The sequence below is a fragment of the Algoriphagus lacus genome (assembly GCF_003583985.1).
Classification (GTDB): domain Bacteria; phylum Bacteroidota; class Bacteroidia; order Cytophagales; family Cyclobacteriaceae; genus Algoriphagus; species Algoriphagus lacus.
In genome coordinates, this window is the sequence record NZ_QXML01000004.1 from 67,170 (window position 1) to 90,815 (window position 23,646).

Sequence of the window (23,646 nt, forward strand, 5' to 3'; positions counted from 1 at the left end):
TGAGAGCGAATGATTTTAGCTTTTTTCGGTTTTGGCGAAAATAGCGTAAAACTCAAAAATAAAGCCTGCCAAGGTTACTATAGGGCCAATGGTCAACCCGAGTACCCCGTTGCCGTGTGGTTCACCGTCCAGACCGATCAGAATAAAACCCAGGACAATCAATCCCAGGCCAATCAGCATGAGACGGTAGTTCTTTTTTGAAAAAGGAAAAGGAGTATTGCTCATGGTTAATATAGTTCGTCCAAGGACATATTTAGATATCTATTTACGGCGCGTAAGGTACTCAGTACAGAAAGGATTCCTCCGATAATGATCAAGGAAGCAAATAGTATCAGTAACATGGTTTGATTTTCAAGCATGGCAAATCCTTCGATATTGGCTTTTGTGTATTCAACCAATGCAAACAAAATCCCTGAAGCTACTGCTCCAGCCAGCATACCAAAGGCCAAGGCTCTTACCAAAAATGGCTTTCTGATAAAACCACGAGTAGCACCTACTAACTGCATCGAGCGGATCAAAAATCGCTGGGAAAACAAGGCCAATCGAATCGTATTGTTAATCAGCATTACCACAGTGATGATCAGTATCAGAATAAAACCTCCCATAACCAAGCTTACTTTGAGGAGATTTTTGTTGATGGAATCTACCAGATCTGTCATGTATGAGACTTCAAAGACTCCCGGAATCGCTTCTAAATCTTTTGCGATGGCCTGAAGCTGTTCTGAGGTCTGAAACTCTTCTGCAACTGAAATGACATAACTGTCACGAAGTGGATTGTCTTCGAGAAACTTGGTAAAGTCCTCTCCGGTACTTTCAATAAAGGCAGCAGCAGCTTCCTCATCTGAAATAAACCTTAGGCCGGGTGTATCCGATTTGGTCAAAATAAAAGGCCTGCCGGCAATGCTTTTTTGAATTTCCTGAAGTTGGTCTTCGGTTAAATTTTTATCGAGAAACACTTGGATTTCGATGTTTTCCCGGATCATTTTGGTCAGAGACCTAGCTTGGATCAAAATGACACCAAAAAGTCCCACAATGAAAAGTGATAGGGTGGTGCTAAACAGCACACTGCCAAACTTAAAATGTCCGAGTGTTTTTTTCTTTCGGGTTGGGTTAGCCATGATTGGGTAATTCGATTCAAAAATAGGAAAGCAAAGGGGATTTAACCAATCGATGTGCCAGAAAGGATCGGGATGATTTTTTCCCCGGTAATTCCCCAGATTTTGTCATTTTCCTCCGGCTGGACAAGAGCAAGTCCAGTAAAATTTCCAAAGGCAGGCAAAATCAACCGGGATTGAGTTTGGAAGAAGCAGGGGATTCTCACGGATTGTCGGGCTTTTCCAACCAATCTGACTCCGGGATGAATGTGTCCACAGATATTCAATAATCCTATGGGCACTTCATCCATGGGCTCATGGGACAAGAGGAATTTTTCCAAGCCTAAAGGCTGATTGTGAATCTTTAAAACCGATAGGCTGTAGGCCTTTGGAGAAAGGACATCGTGGTTTCCTTTGATCAAGTGAAATTGAGTCTCTTCAAAGCGAATGAGAAAATTGTTCAGGTATTCCCACTGTTCATTCCAATCGGAGTGAAACAGATCTCCGAGAAAAAAAGTATTGGTCGGCTTAAGGGATTCATGCAAGCGTTGAATCCTAAGCAGATCCATGTCGTGAACAGGTTCGGGTATGGGGATTCCTGATTTTCGAAAATGTGCGGCTTTTCCAAAATGCAAATCAGCAATCAGAAGTGTGGAGAGTTCTTTGATCCACAAGGCCTTGTCTTTCAGAAAAACCAACGAAAAACCTCCAAATTCAGCAACAACTGGTATGTTTTCTTGAGTTAATTTTTCCATGGGGAATAAAACAATTTCAAATCTATTCGTATTTACCGATATCAAAACTCGATCAGCATGAATAACCGACAGTTTATTTCACTGTTTCTCTTATTGTTCTTGGGAATGGTATGGAACATTCAGGCACAGTCTGAAAACGCCATTTTGGGACTATGGTACAACACCGAAAAGACAGCTCAGATACAGATTATTAAAAGTGGGTCCGAATACATTGGAAAGATTATTTGGGTTAAAAATCCCAATACGGACGGCAAGCCTGTGTTGGATAAACAGAACACAGATCCCAAACTAAGAACAAGACCGATTGTAGGTTTGTCTATTCTTGACGGGCTGAAATACGCAGGAGGTATCTGGAAAGACGGAGAAATCTATGATCCCAATTCTGGAAAGACATATTCCTGCGAACTCCGGCTTAAATCTGAATCAATACTGGAAGTCAAAGGATATTTGGGTTTTTCCTTTGTCGGGAAAACGGTGGAATGGTTTAAGGTCAAATAAATAAAGCGGGATATCCCGCTTTATTTATTATAAAACCAGTAGTAAGAGAATTCTACAACCTTTTTCAAATCAGAGTTTCTTTCCGAATTCCACTTTCATTTCTGTTCCAAATAGAAAGACTTTAGGAAATAAGCCAACTGCTCAAATTCAATCAAAAAAGCGTCATGCCCAGCGGTGGAAGTGATTTCTTTGTAGGTTCCTCGTTTTACTTTTTGACTGATGTATTGTGATTCAGCCGGCAAAAAGAGGAGATCTGAATCCACTCCAATAGCTAGAACTTTTGCCTCAATCGAACTTAAGGCAGCATCAATCCCACCTCGGTCTCTTCCCAAATCATGGCTGTCCATGGCCTTGGAAAGAGTCCAGTAGGAAAGGGCATTGAAGCGCTTGGCAAGTTTTTGGCCCTGGTAGCGAAGGTAGGAGGAAGCCCTGAACCCGTCCAGTTTTTCCTCCTTTTCACTTTGTTTGATTTTTAGATCTAAAGGATGACGGTAGCTTAGCATGGCGATCGCCCGAGCAGTTTCCAACCCTTTGGATCCAGCCAATTCATGGCGTTCTCCCCAAGTACAATCTGATTCAATAGCCATTCGCTGTGTTTCATTGAAGCCAATTACCCAAGGGGAAGTTTTTGGGGTTGAGGCTAGAATTACTGCATTTTTCAATTTTTGACCCAAGGTCACTGCCCATTCCAGACCAACCTGACCACCCAAAGAACCACCAATCAAGGTGTGGATTTGTTCGATTCCCAGGTGATTCCGCAGTCTTTCCAAACTTGCCGCCAAATCACGCGTGGTAACTTGGGGAAAGTCGTAATAATAGGGTTCACCTGTTTCGGGGTTTTCACTAAACGGATTGGTGGAACCATAGCAACTGCCCAGGAGATTGGCGCAGATGATGAAATGATTGGCCGGATCGAAAAATTTATCTTCTCCGATCAGTCCATTCCACCATTCGGCAGCTTTGGAATCTCCCGTAAGTGCATGGATGACCCAGATTACATTGGATTTTTCGGCATTCAACTGTCCATAAGTGGTATAAGCGAGGTCAAAATTTATTAGAACTTCGCCGGATTCCAGATGTAGCGATTCAATCGAATGGAAAACTTCCTGGGTCATAGTCAAGTCAGCAAATGGGCTTGTCAAATTCATTGGGGATAATCAGATTTTTTCGAATGCTTGCTGCAGATCAGCTTTGATGTCGTCGATGTGCTCGAGTCCAACAGAAATTCTCAACAGGTTAGGAGTGACCCCTGCAGCTTTTTGTTCTACATCAGAAAGTTGCTGATGGGTAGTCGCGGAAGGTTGGATAATAAGCGTCTTGGCATCACCCACATTTGCCAGGTGAGAGATCAATTGGAGGTTGTTGATGAATGCTGAAGTTTGCTCTTTGCTACCTTTAATTTCAAAACTCAACACCCCTCCAAAACCATTTTTGAGGTATTTTTTTCCTAAGGCATGATAAGGAGAAGAGGCAAGTCCCGGATAATTGACTTTAGCTACCTGAGGATGAGCTTCCAGCCATTTGGCTACTTCCAGCGCATTTTCGACAGTTCTTTGAACCCGAAGGGAAAGGGTTTCAATCCCCTGTAGGAGTAGGAAGGAATTGAATGGACTGATGGCAGGTCCAAAGTCTCTGAGACCTTCCACTCTTGCCCGAATCGCAAAAGCGATATTGGGAAGTCCGAGTGGGTTATTTTCTCCAAAAACCTGCCAGAAGTTCAAGCCATGATATCCCTCAGAAGGTTCTGAGAACTGAGGATATTTTCCATTTCCCCAATTGAAATTACCTGCATCCACGATAATGCCTCCAATGGAGGTTCCATGTCCACCTATCCACTTGGTAGCAGAGGAAGTCACGATGTTGGCACCGTGCTCTATTGGTCTGAACAGGTATCCTCCCGCACCGAAGGTATTGTCCACCACAAGCGGAATGTCATACTTTTTGGCCAAAGCAGCGATCGCCTCAAAATCCGGAATGTTAAACTCGGGGTTGCCGATGGTTTCCAGGTAGATAGCCTTGGTTTTGGTGTCGATCAGTTTTTCAAAAGCTTCAGGAGAATCTCCTTTTGCAAATCTGGCATCGATGCCGAGACGTTTGAATGCTACCTTGAATTGGTTGTAAGTTCCTCCGTAAAGAAAGGATGTGGAAACAAAATTGTCTCCTGATTCCATGATATTGTTCAAAGCCAAAAATTGGGCTGCCTGACCGGAACTGGTTGCAACAGCGGCGACGCCACCTTCAAGTGCAGCGATTCTTTTTTCAAAAACATCTGTCGTCGGATTCATAATCCTAGTGTAGATATTTCCGAATTCCTTTAGTCCAAACAGGTTTGCGCCATGTTCTGCGCTGTTAAACACGTAGGAAGTTGTCTGATAAATTGGAACAGCCCGAGAGTTAGTAGCTGGGTCTGGTGCTTGTCCTGCATGGAGCTGGAGCGTTTCAAAGCGGTAATTTGCTGACATAAGTTTGAAGAGTTAAAGGGTTAAAGAATTGTGGGTTAAAGTGCCCGATTGCTAAAATGAAAATTGAGTTTTAGACGTAGAATTGCCTAAAATTCAAACAGAGAAACGATACGTAACGATGTGTGGTTGGCTTGGAGCCTAAGAAAAGGGAAGGATTAAATCGCTTGGTCATCTTTCAAGGAATTTATAGTCCCGATTGAGACCCTCTCAACCGGCAGGAATTGGCACCTTGGATTTTCCAGGTTGCCAGAGGGTCACCGAGCCTGTCTCTCGCCTCTTCTTTATAAATCCCAACACCAAAAAGTGAAAGGACACTGCAAATAAAAGTGCAGGAAACGGAAATTCAAAACTTAAATCCGCTTCCTGCTAAAATTTTTAAATGGGATCATTGAGCAATTGCTCTGGATCCAGTCTGAAAATGGGATTAACGTTGTTTAAATCTGGTTCAATTTTTATCAATTCTTTCACCAAACCATTGTTTAATCCGTAAACCCAGCCATAAATGTGAGGCGCTTTGCGAATATGCCAAGCCTTCTGAACGATGGATGTTTTCATTAAATCCTGGCATTGCTCCATTACATTCAGCTCTACCAATCGATTGACTCTGGATGAGTGATCTTCAATGGAATCAATTTCTTTTTGGTACATTTTATATACCTCTTTGATATTTCGGAGCCACTTATTGATCAAACCGAAGTGTTTGTTGCCTAAAGCAGCTTCAATCCCTCCGCAACCATAGTGGCCACAAACGATGATATGCTCGACTTTCAATACATCCACGGCATACTGTAAAACGCTCAATAAATTGAGGTCGGTGTGAACGACCATGTTTGCAATATTTCGATGAACAAAAACCTCTCCCGGATCTGTACCTGTTATTTCATTTGCAGGTACACGGCTATCGGAACATCCAATCCAAAGAAATTTAGGCTTTTGCTGATGTGCAAGACGGCTAAAAAAGTCCTTGTCTGTTCTGATTTTTTCCTCAGACCAAGCTTTGTTTTGTAAAAGAAGTTTATCGTATGGATTCATAAGTGTTTTTGTAGATTATATGAAAATCCTTCCAGAGTTATGGTAATGTTTTTTGAAGGTGCTGTTGCAATGAAATCATTTAAAACTTCCTGAATGTCATGATCAATAAACTGGGCTTTTTGGGCATTTAGGATTACACTACTGCCTTGAGGTATTTCAGCTAATTTATTCAATAAGATGGCTTTATTTAAAAAAGAAACATCTTTTTGAAGTTTTACAAGGTAATTCCCTCCAAGCTCTGTGACCGTAATGGCTCTTTGAAAATTGGTTTTCATGACAAAAAACAACCCAAACACCATTCCTATTCCAATTCCTACCAATAAGTCGGTCAAGAGAATGGCTACAATTGTGACCATAAAAGGAATGAATTGGGCAATACCTTTTTCATAGGAAGAAATGAATATAGACGGTTTGGCTAATTTAAATCCAACTAGAAAAAGTACAGCAGCCAAGCAACTCAATGGGATCTTGCTTAAAAGCCCCGGGATAACCAAAACAAGAATAGCCAGAAGAAATCCATGAATTATGGCTGAAAGCTTTGTTCGTCCTCCGGATGCAATATTGGCTGAACTCCTCACGATAACTGCAGTGATCGGCAGTCCTCCTATCAATCCGGAAAGTGTATTGCCAATTCCTTGGGCTACCAATTCCTTACTTGCTGGTGTAATCCTTTTGTATGGATCCATTTTATCCGCAGCATCAATACTCAGCAAGGTTTCAATGCTTGCAATGGCAGCTAAAGTAAAAGCAACTACCCAGAATTCCGGTGAGGTAAAAAGCCCAAAATCCGGAAAAGTCAATAACGAACCCAATTCAGAAACTGAATTTACCATCGGAATATTCACCAAGTGTTCCCCATCAAGCTTCCAATCCGGTTTGATGATGCTATAAAGTTCATTGATCACAATCCCGGAAACTACCGCCCATAGGGCACCTGGTACTATCCCAAATATTTTGTGGTTTTTTAGTCGTGGATTTTCAAAGGAAATCAGAATGGCCAAGGCAACCAAAACAATCGGGATTGCACCGGGGCTGAAGTATTGAAAGGCATACCATATCTCTGTAAAGGTATTATGCTGGTCTGCCTGAAGAAAAGTTTCATCACCCATGGTATCCTTGTCATAGCCTAGGGCGTGGGGAATTTGCTTCAAAATCAAAATCAAGCCGATTGCACTCAACATTCCTTTAATTACCGAATGGGGGAAATAATAACCCAAAACCCCAGCCTTTAACAACCCAAGAAAAAGCTGAATCAATCCTGCCATTACAACAGCTCCAAGAAATAACTGAAATGTGCCAAGGGAAGAAATGGAATCTAAAACGATAACAGTTAGCCCAGCTGCTGGTCCGCTGACGCTTACATGGGAACCTGAAAGTGCTCCAACGACAATTCCACCAACGATTCCGGCAATCAACCCGGCCATTGGTGGTGCCCCACTGGCAATGGCAATACCTAAACAAAGAGGAAGTGCTACTAAAAATACCACCAAACTCGCTTTTAGGTCGTATTTCAAGTTTTCACCAAACAGGTTATCCATAGGTATTTTAGGTATAGTGCTTTCCGGATTGGAATGTTACCTAAAAGTAGATTTTTGCTATGAATGTTTATAAAAAAATTTGATGGATGAGATGAAGTTTATTTAATTAATTTTTGGTACGCAGCATCAATTTTCTGGAAATCAAATTCCGCGTTTGCCTTTTTCATTTTACCCTGAATTTCAACCAAACAAAGATTTCCAATACTTCCCTCATGGGTATGAGATAAGCTATTCTGATTAGGGGCAAAATTATCGGCCTCTATTTCCATCCCTACTTGTTTGTAAGCATCCCGGAATGGGACGCCACTCAATACCAATTCATTGACGGCTTCCACAGAGAACAAGTGCTTGTAAAAAGAATCCAGCAGGATATTTTGACGGACCTTTATTGATTGAAGCATAAAAGTGCTCATGCTGAGGCAGGATTTCAGCTTCTCGATAGCCGGAAAAATTTCCTCTTTGAGTAATTGCATGTCCCGATGATACCCAGTGCTCATATTGGTCAATAATAAACTGACAGCAGTCGGTACAGCTTGAATCTGATTGGTTTTTGCTCGGATCAACTCAAAAACATCCGGGTTTTTCTTATGGGGCATAATACTGCTTCCCGTAGTCAAATCATCCGGAAAAGAAATGAAGGCAAAATGCTGATTCATAAACAAACAGACATCCGTTGCCAGTTTATTTAATGTGCCACTGATTCCTGCAAGGGCAAAAGCCAAAGTTCGCTCAGTTTTGCCGCGACTGTTTTGTGCATTGATGACATTGTGATGAAGATCTGAAAATCCCAAAAGTTCCGTTGTAAGCGTCCGGTCCAGCGGAAAACTGGATCCATAGCCGGCTGCAGAGCCTAATGGATTCTTGTTACTGAGATCAAAAGCTGATTTCAGCAACCCCATATCCTCAGCCAAACCTTCAGCAAAAGAGCCAAACCAAAGACCGAATGAAGATGGCATGGCCAATTGGGTATGGGTATAACCTGGCATCAGGTCATTTTTGTGCTTTTCAGAAAGCTCGATCAGCAGGTCAAAAAGAATTTGGGCTTCTTCGGCAATATCCCTGATGGCTGATCGATAAAACAACTTCAGGTCTACCAAAACCTGATCATTTCGGCTTCTTCCACTGTGAAGTTTTTTACCAACCTCTCCATAACGCTCAGTCAGGAGAAATTCGACTTGGGAATGAACATCTTCAACACCGGGTGCTATGGAGAATTTTCCCTGTTCAATTTCATGGTAAATTTCCTTCAGCCCCTGTTGTAAAATCTTGTTATCCTCAGCCGTCAACAGCCCGATTTTAGTCAACATGTGGGCATGGGCCATGGATCCCAACACGTCAAAAGGTGCCAGAATTAGATCAAATTCCGGATCTCTTCCAATGGTAAATTGTTCGACTTCCTTTTTACTGCCGGTAGCTTTCTGCCAAAGTTTCATAGAGAATCAGATTTGTTTCGAGCTGAATTCAGCGTATTTGTTGATGATGGAAATGTAGCCTTGAATTCCTTCCCTGATTTCTTCAAGGAAAATGAATTCGTCTGCGGTATGGGAGCGAGCGGAGTCTCCGGGTCCAATTTTTACTGAAGAAAAAGGAATAAGTGCCTGATCAGAAAGGGTAGGACTTCCGAATTTTTCCAGATCCAACTCTTCTGCCACTCGGTACATCAAATGATCACCGGCAAGATGAGATGATTGCAATCGCATCGACCGGGGAGTCAGATCCGCTTTGAGGGCTGACTTTAGCTCTTCGAAAGCTTCCTCCAAAGTGTAAGCATCCGTGACCCGCACATCCAAAGTATATTCACAAAGATCGGGTACCACATTGTGTTGATGTCCTGCCTTGATAACCGTGGCGGTCACTTTGGTGCGACCCAAAAACGGGGATGTTTTGAAAAATTCAAAGTTTCGAATCTCGTCCAGGTCATCCAGAGCCAGGTAAATCGCATTGATTCCTTCCTCCCTTGCAGCATGTCCCGCTTTGCCATGGACTTTTGCATCTATCACGAGCAGACCTTTTTCGGCCACTGCCAGCTTCATTTGAGTAGGTTCGCCCACAATCGCCAATTCTGCTTCAGGAAGTTGCGAAATGATAGATGAAATGCCGTTAGAGCCAGAAATTTCCTCTTCGGCTGAAGCTATCATTAGCAAATTGAAGGGGAGGGGCTTTTCGATAAAATGACAGAAGCAGGCGATCAAGCTGACCAAAGGCCCACCGGCATCATTTGAACCGAGGCCAAAAAGCTTGCCTTCTTCCTCAATGGGCTGAAAGGGATCTTTCGTATAACCTGAATTGGGCTTGACCGTATCATGATGGGAATTAAGCCAAACAGTTGGCAAAACCGGATTGTATTCACTGGCAAAAGCCCAGACGTTATTTCCTGAACGATTGGTTTTTATTCTTTTTTGTGCCAAGAAAGATTCAATTTGATCTGCAGTTTGGTCTTCCTCTCTTGAAAAAGATTGGATTCGGATCAGATCTTTTAGCAGTAATACCGCCTCATCAAAAAGAGAATTTAGAGAGTCCATCAGTACAAGTCGTATCGATTCCGTTCAATCGTAGTGCCTGAAAGCTTCCCTTTGGCGGCTAGAAGTAGGTTTTCTGCTTTTCCGATCCACACGTTGTTCACCCCCTTTTTTAACGCTTCGAAGGCATTATCCAGCTTAGGGATCATGCCGGAATGAATCACATTTTCTTTGCGAAGCTCGGCATAGATATCCTCGTTAATCAATGGGATGATGGAATTTTCATTTTTTTCATCCACTAGAACACCGCTTTTGTTGAAGCAGAAATACAGATTGACCTGATGCGATACCGCCAAGCTCGTCGCCAAAGCTGAAGCGATTGAATCCGCGTTAGTATTGAGCAATTGTCCTTTTTTGTCGTGTGTGATCGCGTTGACCACCGGCTGTAACCCTGTGCTAAGAAGGGTGTCAATCAAACTGACATTGATCTCCTGAATGTCACCTACAAAACCGTAATCAATTCCTTTTACCGGACGCTTAATGGATCGGATTAAATTACCGTCTGCTCCTGTCATTCCGATGGCATTCACCTTCAGAGCCTGAAGTTTGGCTACGATATTTTTATTGATCAAACCTGCATACACCATCGTCACAATGTCCAGCGTATCCTTGTCGGTGATTCTGCGGCCATCCACCATTTCAGGCATCACGCCCATAGATTCTCCAAATCGGGATGCCATCACACCTCCTCCGTGAACGAGGATTTTGTGTCCGGGGAATTTTGCAAAAAGCGTCAGAAATTCATCCAACTTCTCCGGGAAGTCGATGACGTTTCCGCCGATTTTGATAATTGAAATCTTCATAGGTGTGAGAGCTTAAAAAGGGTTAACCCAGAATAGAACTGAGTACAGCCTGAGCTGCGTAAATTCTGTTTTCTGCCTGCTTTTGTACCAAAGAACGGGAACCATCCAGGATTTCATCTGAGAGCTCCAGATTCCTTCTGACAGGTAGACAATGCATTACTTTTGCGTTTTTGGCCTTTTTCAGATGCTTCTCCGTCAACATCCAGCTAGGGTCTGTTGACAGGATTTTGCCGTAATCATTAAACGAAGACCAGTTTTTAACATACACAAAATCAGCATCTTCCAAGGCTTTGCTTTGATTGTATTCGAGCGTTGCGCCTTTGGTGAAAACTTCGTCCAATTCGTATCCTTCAGGGTGGGTAATGGTCAGGTCATAGCCCATACCTAATGTCCATTCGGAAAAACTGTTAGCCACCGCATGAGGAATCGCTTTGATGTGAGGCCCCCACGTCAGGACTACTTTAGGCTTCTTCTTTCCATCTGAATATTCCTTCATGGTGATCTGATCTGCCAAGCTTTGCAGCGGATGACGGATGGCGGACTCCAAACTTACCACAGGCTTTCCGCAGTATTTGACAAATTGGCCAAAGATGAAATCGTTGACATCTTCATCCCGGTTGGTCAGGGAGGGAAATGCCCGAATCGCAAGAATATCGAAATATGAACCCAATACACCTGCGGCATCTTTGATATGCTCCACTGTCCCTTTGTTCATAATCGCACCCTCTTTCATCTCAAGTGCCCAGCCTTCTTTGTCCATATTGAGTACGATCGGCTCCATTCCCAGATTCTGGGCAGCGATCTGAGTTGAAACTCGAGTTCTAAGAGAAGGATTAAGGAAAATGCATCCGACCCTTTTGCCTTGACCTTTGGCCAAGTCAAGTCTGGGGGTTGCTTTATAGGCACGCGCAAGGTCGATCAATTCCTGACCCAGTTCTTTGGATTCAAATCGGATAAAATGCTTCATTTCAGTGTAAAAGGGATGAAAAAGACTCAGGCGCTAAGAACTTCTTTTAAGGCGACCAAGAACGAATTTAATTGATTCCATTCGATGGACAAGGGTGGAAGCAGTCGTATCGTTTGCTTTTTGGAAGCAGATCCAGTAAACATGTGGTATTTCTTCACCAATTCAGATCGCACAGGTCCTGCGTCACGGTCCAGGTCAATTCCGATCATCAGTCCTTTTCCTCTGACTTCAGTAATTCCGGGAATTTGCTTCAGTTCAGCAATCAGTTTTTCTCCCAATTCCAAAGCCTTGGCTTGAAGGTTTTCAGCCTCCAAAACTTCCAAAACAGCTAATCCTGCCGCACATGCGAGATGGTTTCCTCCGAAAGTTGTCCCAAGCAATCCGTGACTGGCTTTGAATTCAGGTGAAATCAGCAAACCTCCGATTGGAAAACCGTTGCCCATGCCTTTGGCCATGCTGATCAGGTCAGGCATGATGCCATCCACCCACTGATGGGCGAAGAAGCGTCCGGTTCTACCATAGCCTGATTGGACCTCGTCCAAAATCAGTTTGGCTTCATATTTTTTGGCCAAAGAAGAGATGCCCTGAAGAAATTCAGCAGAAGGCACTTGAATTCCGCCTACACCTTGGATTCCCTCTATGATAATTCCCGCAATGGTATTGGATTTCAAAGCTTCTTCAGTATCGTCCAAATCACCCCAAGGTAGGATGTGAAAATCTTCCCGGGCATTTGATGGGGCAACTATTTTAGGGTTGTCTGTCAGTGCAACAGCTCCAGAGGTTCTGCCATGAAAAGAACCGGAGTAGGCGATAAACCCTGATTTCCCGGTGGCGAAAGAAGCCATTTTGATGGCATTTTCATTGGCCTCAGCTCCGGAATTGCAGAGGAAAAGCTGGTAATCGTGTAAACAGGAAAGATGGCCGAGCTTGTCAGCAAATTCCTTTTGAATCGGAATCTCGATTGAATTGGAGTAGAACGCGATTTTGTCCAATTGATCCTTGATCCGCTTTACATAATGTGGGTGAGTATGTCCGATGGAAATCACCGCATGACCTCCATACAAATCCAAATATTCTTGACCCTGATCATCCCAAAGTTGGCAACCCTCAGCTTTGACCAAGGTGACCGGGATTAGGGGATATACGTCGAATAAATTCATTTTAAAGTTCGAGTTACGAAGTACGAATTAGAAAAATCAAATTTCGATTTTCAGATTTTTGATTTCGGATCGACCGAAATCCCAACTCCGAAATCAGAAAGCAATAGATTTCAGGTTTAGCCCCATTTTTTCATCCAGTCCAAAGGCCAAATTGAAATTCTGAACTGCCTGACCGGAAGCTCCCTTGAGCAGGTTGTCGATTGCCGAATAAATGACCAATTGTCCGGCTTCTTTCTGGACAAAAAGGAAACACTTATTCGTATTAACTGCTTGCTTCAGGTCGATGTCTTGCGTTGATACATGGGTAAAAGCAGCAGTTTGATAAAATTCCTGATAGGCTTTAACTGCTTCTTGTTCTGTTCCTTCAAAAGGAAAATATGCCGTCACCCAAATCCCTCTGGAAAAATTCCCACGGTAAGGTACAAACAACAATTCTGAATTGAAGTCTGCATTCAACTGCCTGAAAGTCTGTTTGATTTCTTTTAAATGCTGATGGGTAAACAGCTTGTAAACCGACATATTGCCGGTTCGGTAACTGAAGTGGGAAGTTTCTGCCAGTTTTTTTCCTGCTCCAGTACTTCCGGTGATTCCGGAGATTTGGACTGCATCTTTCACCCATCCTTTTGAAATGGCCGGTGCCAAAGCCAGCTGAATCCCTGTTGCAAAACAACCTGGATTGGCAATTCGCTTTGCAGTTTTGATTTTACCGGCATTCACCTCAGGTAGTCCATACAGAAATCCGTTGGATTCGTCCCTGAAATCAGTGGAAAGGTCAATGATAACCGTTTCGGATGGAAAGGGGTGAGCCTCCAGAAATCCTTTGGTTTCACCATGAGGTAAGCCCAAGAAAACGGCGTCCACGCTATTCAATGGCACTTCATCTGTAAATACCAATTCGGTATCTCCGATCAAATCAGGATGAACATCGGTTACTTTTTTGCCTTTTTGGCTGTTGGAATGGACGCAAACAAGGTCACAGGCTGGGTGATGAACCAGTATCCGGAGCAGTTCCCCTCCGGTGTATCCGGCAGCACCGATGACTGCGGTTCGAATCTTAGTCATTGCTGTTGACTTTGTGGAAGATGGCTGTCTGATTCCCCAAAATTCGAGTAAATCCTTTCACATCTTCTCCGGTGTAGCCCTTGTTCATTTCTCCGTAGCTTCCAAATTTCGAAGACATCAAATCATGGTCTGAGATGATTCCCAATAAGGTAAATCGGTAAGGCTGAAGCAATACCCGAACATCGCCGGAAACGTATTTTTGTGTATCAGCAAGGAACGCTTCAAGGTTTCTCATCACCGGATCAAGGTAATGCCCTTCATGAAGGTGGTTGCCATAAAATTCTGACAATTGGTTTTTCCAGAACATCTGCCACTTGGTCAAGGTGTGCTTTTCCAAAAGCTGATGGCCTTTGATGATGATGATAGGGGCTGCAGCTTCGAAGCCTACACGACCTTTAATCCCAATAATGGTGTCGCCAACGTGAATATCACGGCCGATTCCATAAGGTGCTGCGATTGCCTGTACCTTCTGAATGGCCTCAACTGGTTTTTCATATGCAACTCCATTCACGCCCTTTAACTCACCCTGAACGAAGGTCAATTTAATTTCCTTTGGTTCGGTTTCCGTAACCTGGGTTGGCCAGGCTTCTTCCGGAAGGTATTCAGAGGAAGTCAAGGTTTCCTTTCCTCCAACTGAAGTTCCCCAAATTCCTTTATTGATGGAATAAGCGGCTTTTTCGAAATTCATGGAAACCCCGTGCTTTTTCAAATAATCGATTTCTTCCTGACGGGAAAGCTTCAAATCACGGATCGGAGTGATGATTTCGATATCCGGCACTATGGTCTGGAAAATCATATCAAAACGAACCTGATCATTTCCAGCGCCTGTCGAACCATGGGCTACTGCTTTAGCTCCAATGGACTTGGCATATTCGGCCAAAGACTTGGCCTGAAGAATTCGCTCAGCTGATACGGATAGGGGATAGGTGGCATTCTTAAGGACATTACCAAAAACCAGGAACTTGATTACCTCCTGATAGTAAGTGTCCAATACTTCCAGAATATGAAAGGAAGCAACCCCGAGACTTTTTGCACGCTTTTCGATAGTTTCCAATTCTTCTTTGGAAAATCCACCAGTATTTACAATCACTGCATGAACTTCATATCCAAGGTCTTTGGTTAGATGAAGCGCGCAAAATGTGGTATCCAAGCCCCCACTGTAGGCTAAAACAACTTTTTTCATGATGTTTAATAGGTTTGTTCCCGAAGGAAATTGATTACAGGAAAAGGCTCATCACCGAGTCTTTTGACTTGGTGAGTTTAAGCATAACGAATTTTTTTAGCTGGACCCAACGATCAAACAGCTTCAGTTCTTTTTTAAAATCCTCCCGAAGAGCCAGGTCCTCGGTATGGTTCTTCTTCGCATGGGGATCATATAGCATGGCTGTACAAAGACAGTTCTGACGGTTTTTGGACATCAGAATCTCATAATTCACACAACTTTGGCATCCTTTCCAAAACTCCTGATCGTCTGTGAGATCTGAATAGGAAACTGGAATGTAGCCCAATTCGGAATTGATTTTCATCACTGCCGCACCGGTGGTCAATCCGAAGATCTTGGAATCAGGATATTTCTTACGGCTAAGTTTGAAGATCTCCTGCTTGATTTTTCGGGCTAATCCGTATTTGCGAAACTGGGGAGATACGATCAAACCAGAGTTGGCTACGAACTTACCGTGGCCCCAAGCTTCGATATAACAGAATCCAGCCCAAGTGCCATCAGAAGTGAGCGCAATGACCGCTTTTCCCTCATCCATCTTGGTTTCGATATAGGCGGGACTTCGCTTGGCAATTCCAGTTCCACGAGCTTTCGCAGAGCTTTCCATTTCCTCAGTAATAACAGTCGAGTAAACTTTATGAGAGGAATCAGCTACAATGATTTTGAAAGAGATGTCTTCCATGGATATTGTACGAATTAACCTTGCCTTTTGGGCTCAGGGGTTGGGATTAAGAAACTATTAGAATTTTAGGCGAGAGGAGTTTTCCGCATAGGAAAACAAATGATGGCATAGGGTCAAACCCTAAAAGTATACCTGTTCCTCCTCGAAGGGGAAAAAATTGGCATAACAGAACTCAAAACAGCTGGAATGATTGCTGCTAAGGATTGGTTCGCTATGTAGATTCGAGTGATCATGCTTTTGAGGCTGCAAATGTTGTACCTCAAAAAATCAATTGCAAGAAAATTATGTAATATTTTGATCCTTCAGGATTTTTACATCTTAAAGAACGGTTCCGGTTGTTTTTACTACTGAACTTAAGGATGTTCAGGATTTAATTTGGAAGGTTTGTTTCAACCCGCCATTTCTTTCAACGCAGCCACCAGTTGATCCAATTCGGCTGTGGAAGTGTAGATATTAGGTGAAACCCGAACACCTTTAACTCCTGAACCATCAATTGGCGCTGTGAAGATTTTGTATTTATCCATCAGTGTTTTGCCCATATCAGCAGGTGTATATTTCTCTACCCATACATTTCCAATTCCGCAGCAACGGTGATTTTCATGAGGAGTGTTTACTTTGATTCCCGGATAATTTCTTACCTGATCCGACCAATACTTTTGAAGAAACCTCAATCGGTGCTCTTTTCGATCAATTCCAATTTTATCCTGAAATTCCAATGCATTTATTACGGAAAGGTCTGTAGCTGCAGGGTGAGTACCGATATGATTTAGGTAACCAATCGTTTTTAAATTCATATCAAAAGGAGCCAAAAGTGGCTGAATCTTGCTGATTTTATCCTTTTTCACAAATAGCATTCCCGCTCCAAGCGGCACGCTAAGCCATTTGTGCAGGCTGCTCCCGTAATAATCACAATCCAATTCATGCATATTGAAAGCAAAATGTCCCACTGCATGAGCGCCGTCAAGCATGATTTCCACCCCGTGCTGATGTGCCATATCCGCAATCTTTCTGACTGGAAGAATATGTCCGGTAATATTCACGATGTGTGGCACCATCATCAATTTGGTATTTGGGGTAATAGCCTTTCGGTACGCTTCAACCACTTCCTCATCATTTTGAGGATGCATAGGAATATCAATTTTCACTGTTTTGATTCCCCAACGTTTGGATGCCAATTCGAACATGGTCTGCATACTTCCATAGTCCTGATGTGAAAAAATCACCTCATCCCCGGGTTTCCAGGGATAGCCAGAAATAATCAAATCAAGCGACTCTGTGGTATTCCTAGTCAAAACCACTTCTTCGGGTGAGGCTCCTACGAACTTGGCAAGCTGGGCAGCACATTTGGCTTTATTTTCAAACTGTACCCCACGCATGTAAAAAGAAGCTTGGTAATTAATCTCCCGGATGTGGGTGATGTATTTTTCCAGGGTTTCTTCCGGCAAAAAACAATAGTACCCATTTTCCAAATTGATGTAATCGGGCTTAATCCGATAGCCTTTTCGGATTTGGTCCCAGATATCATCTGCTGAATAATCCAGATTTTCCAGCGAAAACTCTTCCGCTTTAGCAGAAAAGAAAGTTCCGCTTCCGATGCCCAAGGCGGCCAAAGATTTAAGAAATGAACGCTTATTCATAGTGTGGGGTGGTTTCTCAGAGCAAGTAGGAAAGTAGCCAAATGATCACAAGAATCAGTGCCATCCATGTAATCCAAGGGGAACGTTTTGGGAACTCAAACTTGCAAATCGGGCAAACCGATGCTTTGGAGTCTATTTCCATTGCACAGGAGGGACATTCTTTGGTTTTCACGGTGATTCTTGAACTCTTTGGATTAAAATCCGATTTGACTTTTAATTAAAGAAAAAAAGTAATGAAATCAAGTATGTCCGTGTCCATATCAGACAGTGAAATGATTATCGGCCAGACGGGGTTTCCATATTGCCTTCAAAAAATATAATCTTATGAAAATCGAAATTTGGTCCGATATCGCTTGTCCCTTTTGTTACATCGGAAAGAGAAAGCTGGAAAAAGCAATTCAAAAATTCCCTTACAAAGATTCAATTGAGATCGAATGGAAGAGTTTTCAGCTCAATCCCGACCAAAAGACCGATCCGTCAGTCAGTTCTTTTGAATACCTGTCAAAATCCAAGGGTTGGTCAATGACTCAGGTGAAAGATATTACCGCGCATGTCTCTGAAATGGCAGAGGCAGAAGGCTTGACTTTTAATTATGAAAAAACCGTCATGGCCAATACAAAAAATGCCCATCGGCTGATTCATTTGGCTAAAAAGACCGGAAAGGGGAACGAGATGAAGGAGCAATTGCTGAATGCCTATTTCACCGACGGTATGAATGTGGATGATTCGGCGACATTGATTTCCCTTGGAAAAGAAGTTGGACTGGATGAAGCTGAAGTAAAAACAATGCTTGAATCGAATCAGTATGAAGAATCTGTAAATCAGGATATTTATGAATCCAGATTGATCGGAGTTAGGGGAGTTCCTTTCTTTGTTTTAGATCGGAAATTCGGAATCTCCGGAGCTCAGGCCGATGAGGTTTTTGATCAGACCTTGGAAAAAGCCTGGACAGAATTTGCCAAAAACAATCCGATTCTGGATATGGCAGGTAGCACCGAAGGAGAGAGTTGTGATGTGGATGGGGAAAATTGCTTTTAAAATTGTAGAAAGTCCGAAGACCGAAGCCATTTCTGACTTCGGTCTTCGGTCTACCAGCTTTTTTACCAAACTCCTCTTGTTTTCATCTTCAGGGTGTATACAGCATCCATTGCGGTAATAAACAAGGTTTTTCTGTCCAAGGCCCCAAATACAACATTTGCAGTCCATTTGGCAGGAACAGGGATATGAGCGATTTTTTCACCGTTTTTGTCAAAAACAGTGACTCCGTCCCCGGTGAGATAGACGTTGCCACGCTCATCAAGTGTCATTCCATCTGATCCCATCTCACAAAAAAGCGTTTTGTTGGTCAGGTAGCCATCATCCTGAATGTCATATTTCCAGGTTTTTTTAGCCCCGATATCTGCGACATACAAGTTCTTCCCATCTGGAGTTCCCACGATCCCGTTTGGCTTGGTCAAGTCTTCAGTCACTCTGAAAAACTCTGAGCGATCGGCGGACAAAAAATAGACATGCTCTCCATCTTGCTGTCTTTCGGGAGTTCGGATTCCTTCCCAATAAGGCCTGGCATAAAGTGGATCAGTGAAATACAACCCCCCTTTTGGCCTGACCCATACATCATTTGGCCCGTTCAGTTTTTTGCCTTTAAACGAGGGAACAATCACTGTTTCTTTTCCTGTGTTCTGATCTATTGCCCAAAGTTCATTATTCAAATCAGCCGCGGCAATGAGGGTACCGTCCAGTTGAAAATATAGCCCATTGGATCTTCCTGCACCTTCCCTAAAAAGGGTAACCTTATTGCTACCGGCTGACCATTTGTAGATTTTATCGTTGGGTTGATCCGTGAAGAAAATATCACCCATTCGGTTTACTGCCGGACCTTCGGTGAAGGTAAATCCATCCTGGACTTTTACCAACTCTGCATCTTTTGCCACAATTCCTCTTTTGTCTTCTATTTGGGCATAAAGAGCGGTTGAGGCCAATAATAAGGCTGAAAAAGCCAAGGCATTTTTAAAATTTCTATGCATAAGATTTTGGGTTATTTGCGTTGCATGACGATGACCAATTTATCCAAATCAGGACTGTAGGCCATTCTGGTGATATTCTGGTGGGTGTCAGAGGTGATTTTGCCTAGGAATTCCCATTCCGATTGGTTGACTCTCTTTCTATAAATTCCATTTCCCTGAGCCATCAGCAGGTAATTGTGATCTAGCCAAATAAAATCAAGTGATCCCGCTAAACCAAAGCCAAAAATATGCGCTTTTCCATTTTCAATATCGTAGCTGCGAATTGGTAACTCCAACCCAGCCAAGGTTTCTTTTGGGGATTTCATGGATAGGTAGCTGATCTGGGAAGTTTTGGGTCTTCGCTTCACCGATCGACCAATATGGGTATCTATTTCCAACAAATCGCCTTTTCCTCGGGCGTATACCAAGCGATTGGGTTCTCCAAGGATAAACATCGCTGCTTTGTTGTCATACCAGTCATAATAGCCCACCGGGGCTATGTCGTCATAAAGCAGCTCCGGTGCTTCGAGATTAATCGGATATAACCAAAGGCGCTGTGTGCTGTCCGGCTCCATCACTACAGCAGATACGTACTGGCCACAATCCGTGAGCGTTGGGGAAAACTCGCTTCGGTCCGCCGTTCTGCTCAGATTGGTGAAATTGCCCGTTCGGAAACTGTAGAGAATGATATCATGATTTCCCTTATCATCTGCCGCAGAAAAAACCAACTCTGCATCGTTGATGAAATTGGGTTGATTGTCGTATTCAGGTCGATTAGTTAGCGGTTTGGCAGTTTCAGTAAGGATTTTCAGCTTCCCTCCTTTGCCTTGTGTATCCAATACCCACAAGTCAAAACCTCCCTGAGCTTGAGCCAATTGAAGGGATGAAAGGAAAAGGATGAAAACTATTGACAGAAATACTCGCATGAAATTGGGCTTAAAGCCAACCAAATTACAAAATGAAGGTTAAAGTGACGTGGGGAAATTAAAGCTTTATACCAATTCTTTTTTTGACGAACTAAGACATCGACAGGATATTCTTGCAGATGATGCAGTTTCAGCTTTGATTCGAAATCCGGAATGGATCGAGTTGATCAACACTTGGGATAGTATTCCTTCTGAATTGCCTTCGTCTTTTTCTCCTGAACTCAAGGAGTATTTTGGCTTTTATGAAAAGAAAAAAGTATTGGTAGATGAGAATTCCCTAACTGGCGGACAACGATTTTTTGATAAAAATGGAGAGTTGTACTTGGCCATGCTTGGTTTTTATGCGCTTCCATATTGCTATGCATTTGCAGATGGGGCCCAAGTCTTGGTAAGATCTAAGCGGATTTTGGAAAATGTCGGGGAGCGATTGGGAGAGACTGCCAGTTTCGTGATGGATATTTTCGAACCGGGAGCATTTTTTCAAAAGGGAAAGGCCTATCTCACCTGTTCAAAAGTTCGGTTGATTCATGCGTTCAGTCGTTATTTTATCCTTCATTATGCAAAAGACTGGAATCCGGCTTTCGGCCAACCTGTCAATCAGGAAGACATGTTAGGCACTAATCTGGCTTTTAGTTTCATTGTGTTGAGGGGATTGACCAAGCTTGGTTTTCAACCTTCTGAGGATGAATACCGGGATGTTTTAAAGTATTGGAAATGGATCGGTGAATTAATGGGGATTGATGTTTCATTTTGGCCAGAAACCTCCAAAGAGTCATTCGAATTGGATAAACTAATCCGTAAGAGACACCTGAAAAGTTCGGAAGCCGGGCAAAAGTTATTGGATTCTTTAATCCTGAATTATCGAAGTACCATTCCGGATCCATTGATTAATCAACAGGTGGAGCGCCTGTTGTTTTTTTTCCTTGGCAAAGAAGCCTCAGCAGCACTTGGGTTAAAAGCAAGCAGAAAGCTTCCCGGTAACCTGCTGGGATTGATGTTTACATTTTTAGGATGGAAAAATTTTGGAGGGAAAAAAGGATATGCCCACATCAGACAAACCATGGAAACCCAGCAAAAAAGTCAATTCGGAAGGGTGCTAACTATCCGATTACCTGAGCTTAATCGTACATAATCGAACACTATTTGTTCGCAATTCACCCAAGTATTTTACATGAACGTGGAAATCTGTGGATTTAGGCCACATTTGCCAGCTGGCACCTTTTTCGTACTTTGAGTGGCATGAAGCAATTCACCGCATATCTGAATCGATTTCCTATGGAGTTGGTTTTTTGGATCGGAAGCTTAGCCGCTATTCTGATGCTGGACCCACACTCCGGAAGCCATCTGAGCTTATGTCCGCTCAGTCAGTTGGGATTCGACTGGTGTCCGGGTTGCGGATTGGGAAGGTCCATGAATCTCCTAGCGCGGGGTGATTTTCAGGCTTCCTGGTCTATGCATCCACTCGCCATGCTGGCTTATGCAGTGATCTTCCACAGAATCTGGAATCTTATAAAAACCCTAAAAACAACACACAATTATGGCTAATGTATTGAGACACCTTCCTGAATTGGAGGGTATGGAACTGGGATACATCCAGGGCTTGATGAAAAATATGGATGAAGACCAAGCGTCGCTTTTTGCTCAGGTTTATAGAGCAAGAAGAAAGGACGCGCAAATGATATTGATTTTGACCTTGATCGGTTTCTTTGGTTTTGCGGGATTACATCGCTTTATCCTAGGACAGATCGGTTTGGGGATTCTTTACATCCTGACAATCGGACTTTGTTTCATCGGTACCATTGTCGATTTGGTAAATTACAAGAGTCTGGCCTATGAGTATAACATCAAAGTGGCTCATGAGACTCTGGCCATGATTTCGAACCACTTCCCAACTATGGGTAACAATCCCACTACCTGATTTAATTAAACTTACACACGAAGGAGCCTCGGGAAACCGGGGCTTTTTTGGTTTTACCAATCCTCAGCCGAATCATTGGTGAAGTCATTTTCTCCTAAAAAGCTCAAAATTTCTTTCCCGTGATCAGATAGAATCAGATGGAATTTTTGAAGTAATTCTCCAACTACTTTCAATTCTTCAAAAGAAGCTTGGGCAATATGAACAGGAAGTTCAATCAGGCTTTCTTCTTTTGGAGAAAACGGGGGAGGAACCGCTGAAGAAAAGTAATAGGGCCACATTGTTTTTGCGCAACTTATTCCCCAAAAATCGATTGGATATTGGTTGGAATAGGATGTCAACCGCTCATTGATTTCTTCAAAAAAGTGTTCCGTTTCAGATAATCTGATTCGGGAACCTGCTCTGGATTTTCCTTTGGTTTTCAAGTGCTTAATTTGAGACTTTCCCTGCTTTTGTCTCACCATATAGGCTCTGAAGACCCTATGATCCAAAAGCTCTCCTCTGTGAAAATAGCCTGTAACTGCCTGCCCTGCTTTGATCAGCACCAGTGAAAAATGCGGATCGGCTTTTGACTTTATCTCCCTATTTCCTGTCCAATCCACAGTCAAGGGCAGATAGAGTTTTGCCAACCAGTCCTGTCCATTATCGATGATCAATTGATGCTTTTTCGGTTCGAACGTCAAATTGAAATTCCGGCTTTTGGAATCAGAAATCAGCTTTTCTGCTGATGATTGACTTAAGACTTTTGCCTGTGGAATATTCATCTCGGTGGAAAAAACAATTGGTTATCTTTGCACAAAGAAATCGAAAAATCATGCAGGAAGAAATCCAGAAAGTTTTTGACCGAATGTGCGATCCCAAAGAATCCGAAGCGTATCATTTTGCGGACAAACTCGGTGGGATGGCAGATGAGGAAGTAAAAGAAAAACTGATCGAACTGGTAAAAGGCGACAATTGGGAAATAGCTTATTTGGCTTGCCGAGCCTTATCCAAGACCCCTTTTCAGGAAGAGGCATTGGATGTGATTTTTGAAACCATTTTTGATAAAAAGAATAAGTCTGTTCAAGGAGCATTTGTCCAAATTTTGGAAGAATTTGATCTAAGCTCCAGGTTTGTGGATGTTTTCCGGGTTTACCTGTTCGGTAACTTCAAGGCTTCAACTTTAGCAAAGGATTATTTGGACGGGGTGGAATTTGACATCACTCCGAGAACTATCCGAAAAGCAGAAAAGCATTGGAACCATTACCTCCATAATCCTGAGGATGAAGGGAGTTTGATTCTTAAAAAATCTGAGGTTGAGCCCATGTTGCAGGAAATGAAGGAATTATTTTCCTGAGTCGATACAACAAATCCAAAATTCCTCTGTTAAAAATA

Annotated in this window: 26 protein-coding genes and 1 riboswitch; of the genes, 7 read left to right on the top strand and 19 right to left on the bottom strand. The window is 42.9% G+C overall.

Going from position 1 to position 23,646, the window contains the following annotated elements:
- Window positions 1-15: 15 nt before the first annotated feature.
- Genes D0X99_RS09240 through pdeM form a run of 3 tightly spaced genes read right to left on the bottom strand, consistent with a single transcriptional unit; the run spans window position 16 to window position 1,849 of the window.
- Window positions 16-225: a DUF3098 domain-containing protein gene (locus tag D0X99_RS09240; RefSeq protein WP_119477440.1), complete on the bottom strand. Its 210-nt coding sequence runs from the start codon at window positions 223-225 to the stop codon at window positions 16-18.
- Between the two features lie 2 nt (window positions 226-227).
- A complete protein-coding gene (locus D0X99_RS09245; protein WP_119477442.1) occupies window positions 228-1,118 on the bottom strand; it encodes a cell division protein FtsX in 891 nt (296 codons plus the stop codon).
- A 41-nt stretch (window positions 1,119-1,159) separates the two neighbouring features.
- A complete protein-coding gene (pdeM, locus tag D0X99_RS09250; RefSeq protein ID WP_119477443.1) occupies window positions 1,160-1,849 on the bottom strand; it encodes a ligase-associated DNA damage response endonuclease PdeM in 690 nt (229 codons plus the stop codon).
- 57 nt (window positions 1,850-1,906) lie between these two features.
- On the opposite strand from pdeM, the gene D0X99_RS09255 reads away from it, so the two are divergent.
- Window positions 1,907-2,347: a DUF2147 domain-containing protein gene (locus tag D0X99_RS09255; protein WP_119477445.1), complete on the top strand. Its 441-nt coding sequence runs from the start codon at window positions 1,907-1,909 to the stop codon at window positions 2,345-2,347.
- Between the two features lie 95 nt (window positions 2,348-2,442).
- Here the strand turns inward: D0X99_RS09255 and metX are convergent, their stop codons facing one another.
- From metX to D0X99_RS09320, 13 genes are all read right to left on the bottom strand, one after another.
- Complete coding sequence (gene metX, locus D0X99_RS09260; RefSeq protein WP_119477447.1) at window positions 2,443-3,495, bottom strand: homoserine O-acetyltransferase MetX; 1,053 nt, start codon at window positions 3,493-3,495, stop codon at window positions 2,443-2,445.
- A gap of 9 nt (window positions 3,496-3,504) precedes the next feature.
- Complete coding sequence (locus D0X99_RS09265) at window positions 3,505-4,809, bottom strand: O-acetylhomoserine aminocarboxypropyltransferase/cysteine synthase family protein (RefSeq protein ID WP_119477449.1); 1,305 nt, start codon at window positions 4,807-4,809, stop codon at window positions 3,505-3,507.
- Window positions 4,810-4,990: 181 nt separating this feature from the next.
- A riboswitch (SAM riboswitch) is annotated at window positions 4,991-5,099 on the bottom strand.
- Window positions 5,100-5,184: 85 nt separating this feature from the next.
- Window positions 5,185-5,841: a carbonic anhydrase gene (locus D0X99_RS09270; RefSeq protein WP_119477451.1), complete on the bottom strand. Its 657-nt coding sequence runs from the start codon at window positions 5,839-5,841 to the stop codon at window positions 5,185-5,187.
- Entirely contained in the window at window positions 5,838-7,379 is a 1,542-nt protein-coding gene (locus tag D0X99_RS09275; protein ID WP_119477453.1) for a SulP family inorganic anion transporter, read from the bottom strand. The genes D0X99_RS09270 and D0X99_RS09275 overlap by 4 nt, the downstream gene beginning before the upstream one ends.
- 98 nt (window positions 7,380-7,477) lie before the next feature.
- Window positions 7,478-8,812 carry an argininosuccinate lyase gene (gene argH, locus D0X99_RS09280; protein ID WP_119477454.1) on the bottom strand — a complete coding sequence of 445 codons (1,335 nt, stop codon included), beginning with the start codon at window positions 8,810-8,812 and terminating at the stop codon, window positions 7,478-7,480.
- Between the two features lie 6 nt (window positions 8,813-8,818).
- On the bottom strand, window positions 8,819-9,901 hold the full coding sequence (locus D0X99_RS09285) for a M20 family metallo-hydrolase (RefSeq protein ID WP_119477456.1): 1,083 nt from the start codon (window positions 9,899-9,901) through the stop codon (window positions 8,819-8,821).
- Window positions 9,901-10,701, bottom strand: a complete 801-nt coding sequence (gene argB / locus D0X99_RS09290; protein ID WP_119477458.1) for an acetylglutamate kinase — start codon at window positions 10,699-10,701, stop codon at window positions 9,901-9,903. Before argB ends, D0X99_RS09285 begins: the two co-directional genes overlap by 1 nt.
- A 22-nt stretch (window positions 10,702-10,723) precedes the next feature.
- Entirely contained in the window at window positions 10,724-11,668 is a 945-nt protein-coding gene (locus D0X99_RS09295) for a Rossmann-fold NAD(P)-binding domain-containing protein (RefSeq protein ID WP_119477460.1), read from the bottom strand.
- Window positions 11,669-11,694: 26 nt separating this feature from the next.
- Window positions 11,695-12,828 carry an aspartate aminotransferase family protein gene (locus tag D0X99_RS09300; RefSeq protein WP_119477462.1) on the bottom strand — a complete coding sequence of 378 codons (1,134 nt, stop codon included), beginning with the start codon at window positions 12,826-12,828 and terminating at the stop codon, window positions 11,695-11,697.
- A 93-nt stretch (window positions 12,829-12,921) separates the two neighbouring features.
- A complete protein-coding gene (gene argC, locus D0X99_RS09305) occupies window positions 12,922-13,890 on the bottom strand; it encodes an N-acetyl-gamma-glutamyl-phosphate reductase (protein ID WP_119477463.1) in 969 nt (322 codons plus the stop codon).
- The gene (locus D0X99_RS09310; protein ID WP_119477465.1) at window positions 13,883-15,073 is read right to left on the bottom strand and encodes an argininosuccinate synthase; all 1,191 of its coding nucleotides are present in this window, start codon (window positions 15,071-15,073) and stop codon (window positions 13,883-13,885) included. Before D0X99_RS09310 ends, argC begins: the two co-directional genes overlap by 8 nt.
- A 34-nt stretch (window positions 15,074-15,107) precedes the next feature.
- Window positions 15,108-15,791, bottom strand: a complete 684-nt coding sequence (locus D0X99_RS09315; RefSeq protein ID WP_119477467.1) for a GNAT family N-acetyltransferase — start codon at window positions 15,789-15,791, stop codon at window positions 15,108-15,110.
- A 389-nt stretch (window positions 15,792-16,180) separates the two neighbouring features.
- The gene (locus D0X99_RS09320; protein WP_119477469.1) at window positions 16,181-17,428 is read right to left on the bottom strand and encodes an aminotransferase class V-fold PLP-dependent enzyme; all 1,248 of its coding nucleotides are present in this window, start codon (window positions 17,426-17,428) and stop codon (window positions 16,181-16,183) included.
- Between the two features lie 41 nt (window positions 17,429-17,469).
- On the opposite strand from D0X99_RS09320, the gene D0X99_RS20390 reads away from it, so the two are divergent.
- Entirely contained in the window at window positions 17,470-17,649 is a 180-nt protein-coding gene (locus D0X99_RS20390) for a hypothetical protein (protein WP_158587693.1), read from the top strand.
- Window positions 17,650-17,752: 103 nt separating this feature from the next.
- Window positions 17,753-18,466, top strand: a complete 714-nt coding sequence (locus tag D0X99_RS09325; protein ID WP_119477472.1) for a DsbA family oxidoreductase — start codon at window positions 17,753-17,755, stop codon at window positions 18,464-18,466.
- A gap of 62 nt (window positions 18,467-18,528) precedes the next feature.
- On the opposite strand, the gene D0X99_RS09330 is transcribed toward D0X99_RS09325, so the two are convergent.
- Both D0X99_RS09330 and D0X99_RS09335 read right to left on the bottom strand, forming a co-directional pair.
- Window positions 18,529-19,452, bottom strand: a complete 924-nt coding sequence (locus D0X99_RS09330; protein ID WP_119477474.1) for an SMP-30/gluconolactonase/LRE family protein — start codon at window positions 19,450-19,452, stop codon at window positions 18,529-18,531.
- A gap of 11 nt (window positions 19,453-19,463) precedes the next feature.
- Complete coding sequence (locus D0X99_RS09335; RefSeq protein ID WP_119477476.1) at window positions 19,464-20,357, bottom strand: TolB-like translocation protein; 894 nt, start codon at window positions 20,355-20,357, stop codon at window positions 19,464-19,466.
- A gap of 49 nt (window positions 20,358-20,406) precedes the next feature.
- On the opposite strand from D0X99_RS09335, the gene D0X99_RS09340 reads away from it, so the two are divergent.
- From D0X99_RS09340 to D0X99_RS09350, 3 genes are all read left to right on the top strand, one after another.
- Window positions 20,407-21,489, top strand: coding sequence for an oxygenase MpaB family protein (locus tag D0X99_RS09340; protein WP_119477478.1), 1,083 nt, complete (start codon window positions 20,407-20,409; stop codon window positions 21,487-21,489).
- 107 nt (window positions 21,490-21,596) lie between these two features.
- A complete protein-coding gene (locus tag D0X99_RS09345; protein WP_119477480.1) occupies window positions 21,597-21,902 on the top strand; it encodes a DUF2752 domain-containing protein in 306 nt (101 codons plus the stop codon).
- The gene (locus D0X99_RS09350) at window positions 21,895-22,275 is read left to right on the top strand and encodes a TM2 domain-containing protein (protein WP_119477482.1); all 381 of its coding nucleotides are present in this window, start codon (window positions 21,895-21,897) and stop codon (window positions 22,273-22,275) included. The genes D0X99_RS09345 and D0X99_RS09350 overlap by 8 nt, the downstream gene beginning before the upstream one ends.
- A 53-nt stretch (window positions 22,276-22,328) precedes the next feature.
- Here D0X99_RS09350 and D0X99_RS09355 read toward each other — a convergent pair whose 3' ends face one another.
- Window positions 22,329-23,036, bottom strand: a complete 708-nt coding sequence (locus D0X99_RS09355) for a hypothetical protein (protein WP_119477484.1) — start codon at window positions 23,034-23,036, stop codon at window positions 22,329-22,331.
- A 50-nt stretch (window positions 23,037-23,086) separates the two neighbouring features.
- On the opposite strand from D0X99_RS09355, the gene D0X99_RS09360 reads away from it, so the two are divergent.
- Window positions 23,087-23,608: a HEAT repeat domain-containing protein gene (locus D0X99_RS09360; RefSeq protein ID WP_119477855.1), complete on the top strand. Its 522-nt coding sequence runs from the start codon at window positions 23,087-23,089 to the stop codon at window positions 23,606-23,608.
- Window positions 23,609-23,646 lie beyond the last annotated feature (38 nt).

What these genes read in the sequence shown, in the direction of transcription:
- D0X99_RS09240 (WP_119477440.1), bottom strand. Translation starts at nt 225, where the DNA reads ATGAGCAATACTCCTTTTCCTTTTTCAAAAAAGAACTACCGTCTCATG.
- D0X99_RS09245 (WP_119477442.1), bottom strand. Translation starts at nt 1,118, where the DNA reads ATGGCTAACCCAACCCGAAAGAAAAAAACACTCGGACATTTTAAGTTT.
- pdeM (WP_119477443.1), bottom strand. Translation starts at nt 1,849, where the DNA reads ATGGAAAAATTAACTCAAGAAAACATACCAGTTGTTGCTGAATTTGGA.
- D0X99_RS09255 (WP_119477445.1), top strand. Translation starts at nt 1,907, where the DNA reads ATGAATAACCGACAGTTTATTTCACTGTTTCTCTTATTGTTCTTGGGA.
- metX (WP_119477447.1), bottom strand. Translation starts at nt 3,495, where the DNA reads ATGAATTTGACAAGCCCATTTGCTGACTTGACTATGACCCAGGAAGTT.
- D0X99_RS09265 (WP_119477449.1), bottom strand. Translation starts at nt 4,809, where the DNA reads ATGTCAGCAAATTACCGCTTTGAAACGCTCCAGCTCCATGCAGGACAA.
- D0X99_RS09270 (WP_119477451.1), bottom strand. Translation starts at nt 5,841, where the DNA reads ATGAATCCATACGATAAACTTCTTTTACAAAACAAAGCTTGGTCTGAG.
- D0X99_RS09275 (WP_119477453.1), bottom strand. Translation starts at nt 7,379, where the DNA reads ATGGATAACCTGTTTGGTGAAAACTTGAAATACGACCTAAAAGCGAGT.
- argH (WP_119477454.1), bottom strand. Translation starts at nt 8,812, where the DNA reads ATGAAACTTTGGCAGAAAGCTACCGGCAGTAAAAAGGAAGTCGAACAA.
- D0X99_RS09285 (WP_119477456.1), bottom strand. Translation starts at nt 9,901, where the DNA reads ATGGACTCTCTAAATTCTCTTTTTGATGAGGCGGTATTACTGCTAAAA.
- argB (WP_119477458.1), bottom strand. Translation starts at nt 10,701, where the DNA reads ATGAAGATTTCAATTATCAAAATCGGCGGAAACGTCATCGACTTCCCG.
- D0X99_RS09295 (WP_119477460.1), bottom strand. Translation starts at nt 11,668, where the DNA reads ATGAAGCATTTTATCCGATTTGAATCCAAAGAACTGGGTCAGGAATTG.
- D0X99_RS09300 (WP_119477462.1), bottom strand. Translation starts at nt 12,828, where the DNA reads ATGAATTTATTCGACGTATATCCCCTAATCCCGGTCACCTTGGTCAAA.
- argC (WP_119477463.1), bottom strand. Translation starts at nt 13,890, where the DNA reads ATGACTAAGATTCGAACCGCAGTCATCGGTGCTGCCGGATACACCGGA.
- D0X99_RS09310 (WP_119477465.1), bottom strand. Translation starts at nt 15,073, where the DNA reads ATGAAAAAAGTTGTTTTAGCCTACAGTGGGGGCTTGGATACCACATTT.
- D0X99_RS09315 (WP_119477467.1), bottom strand. Translation starts at nt 15,791, where the DNA reads ATGGAAGACATCTCTTTCAAAATCATTGTAGCTGATTCCTCTCATAAA.
- D0X99_RS09320 (WP_119477469.1), bottom strand. Translation starts at nt 17,428, where the DNA reads ATGAATAAGCGTTCATTTCTTAAATCTTTGGCCGCCTTGGGCATCGGA.
- D0X99_RS20390 (WP_158587693.1), top strand. Translation starts at nt 17,470, where the DNA reads ATGATCACAAGAATCAGTGCCATCCATGTAATCCAAGGGGAACGTTTT.
- D0X99_RS09325 (WP_119477472.1), top strand. Translation starts at nt 17,753, where the DNA reads ATGAAAATCGAAATTTGGTCCGATATCGCTTGTCCCTTTTGTTACATC.
- D0X99_RS09330 (WP_119477474.1), bottom strand. Translation starts at nt 19,452, where the DNA reads ATGCATAGAAATTTTAAAAATGCCTTGGCTTTTTCAGCCTTATTATTG.
- D0X99_RS09335 (WP_119477476.1), bottom strand. Translation starts at nt 20,357, where the DNA reads ATGCGAGTATTTCTGTCAATAGTTTTCATCCTTTTCCTTTCATCCCTT.
- D0X99_RS09345 (WP_119477480.1), top strand. Translation starts at nt 21,597, where the DNA reads ATGAAGCAATTCACCGCATATCTGAATCGATTTCCTATGGAGTTGGTT.
- D0X99_RS09350 (WP_119477482.1), top strand. Translation starts at nt 21,895, where the DNA reads ATGGCTAATGTATTGAGACACCTTCCTGAATTGGAGGGTATGGAACTG.
- D0X99_RS09355 (WP_119477484.1), bottom strand. Translation starts at nt 23,036, where the DNA reads ATGAATATTCCACAGGCAAAAGTCTTAAGTCAATCATCAGCAGAAAAG.
- D0X99_RS09360 (WP_119477855.1), top strand. Translation starts at nt 23,087, where the DNA reads ATGCAGGAAGAAATCCAGAAAGTTTTTGACCGAATGTGCGATCCCAAA.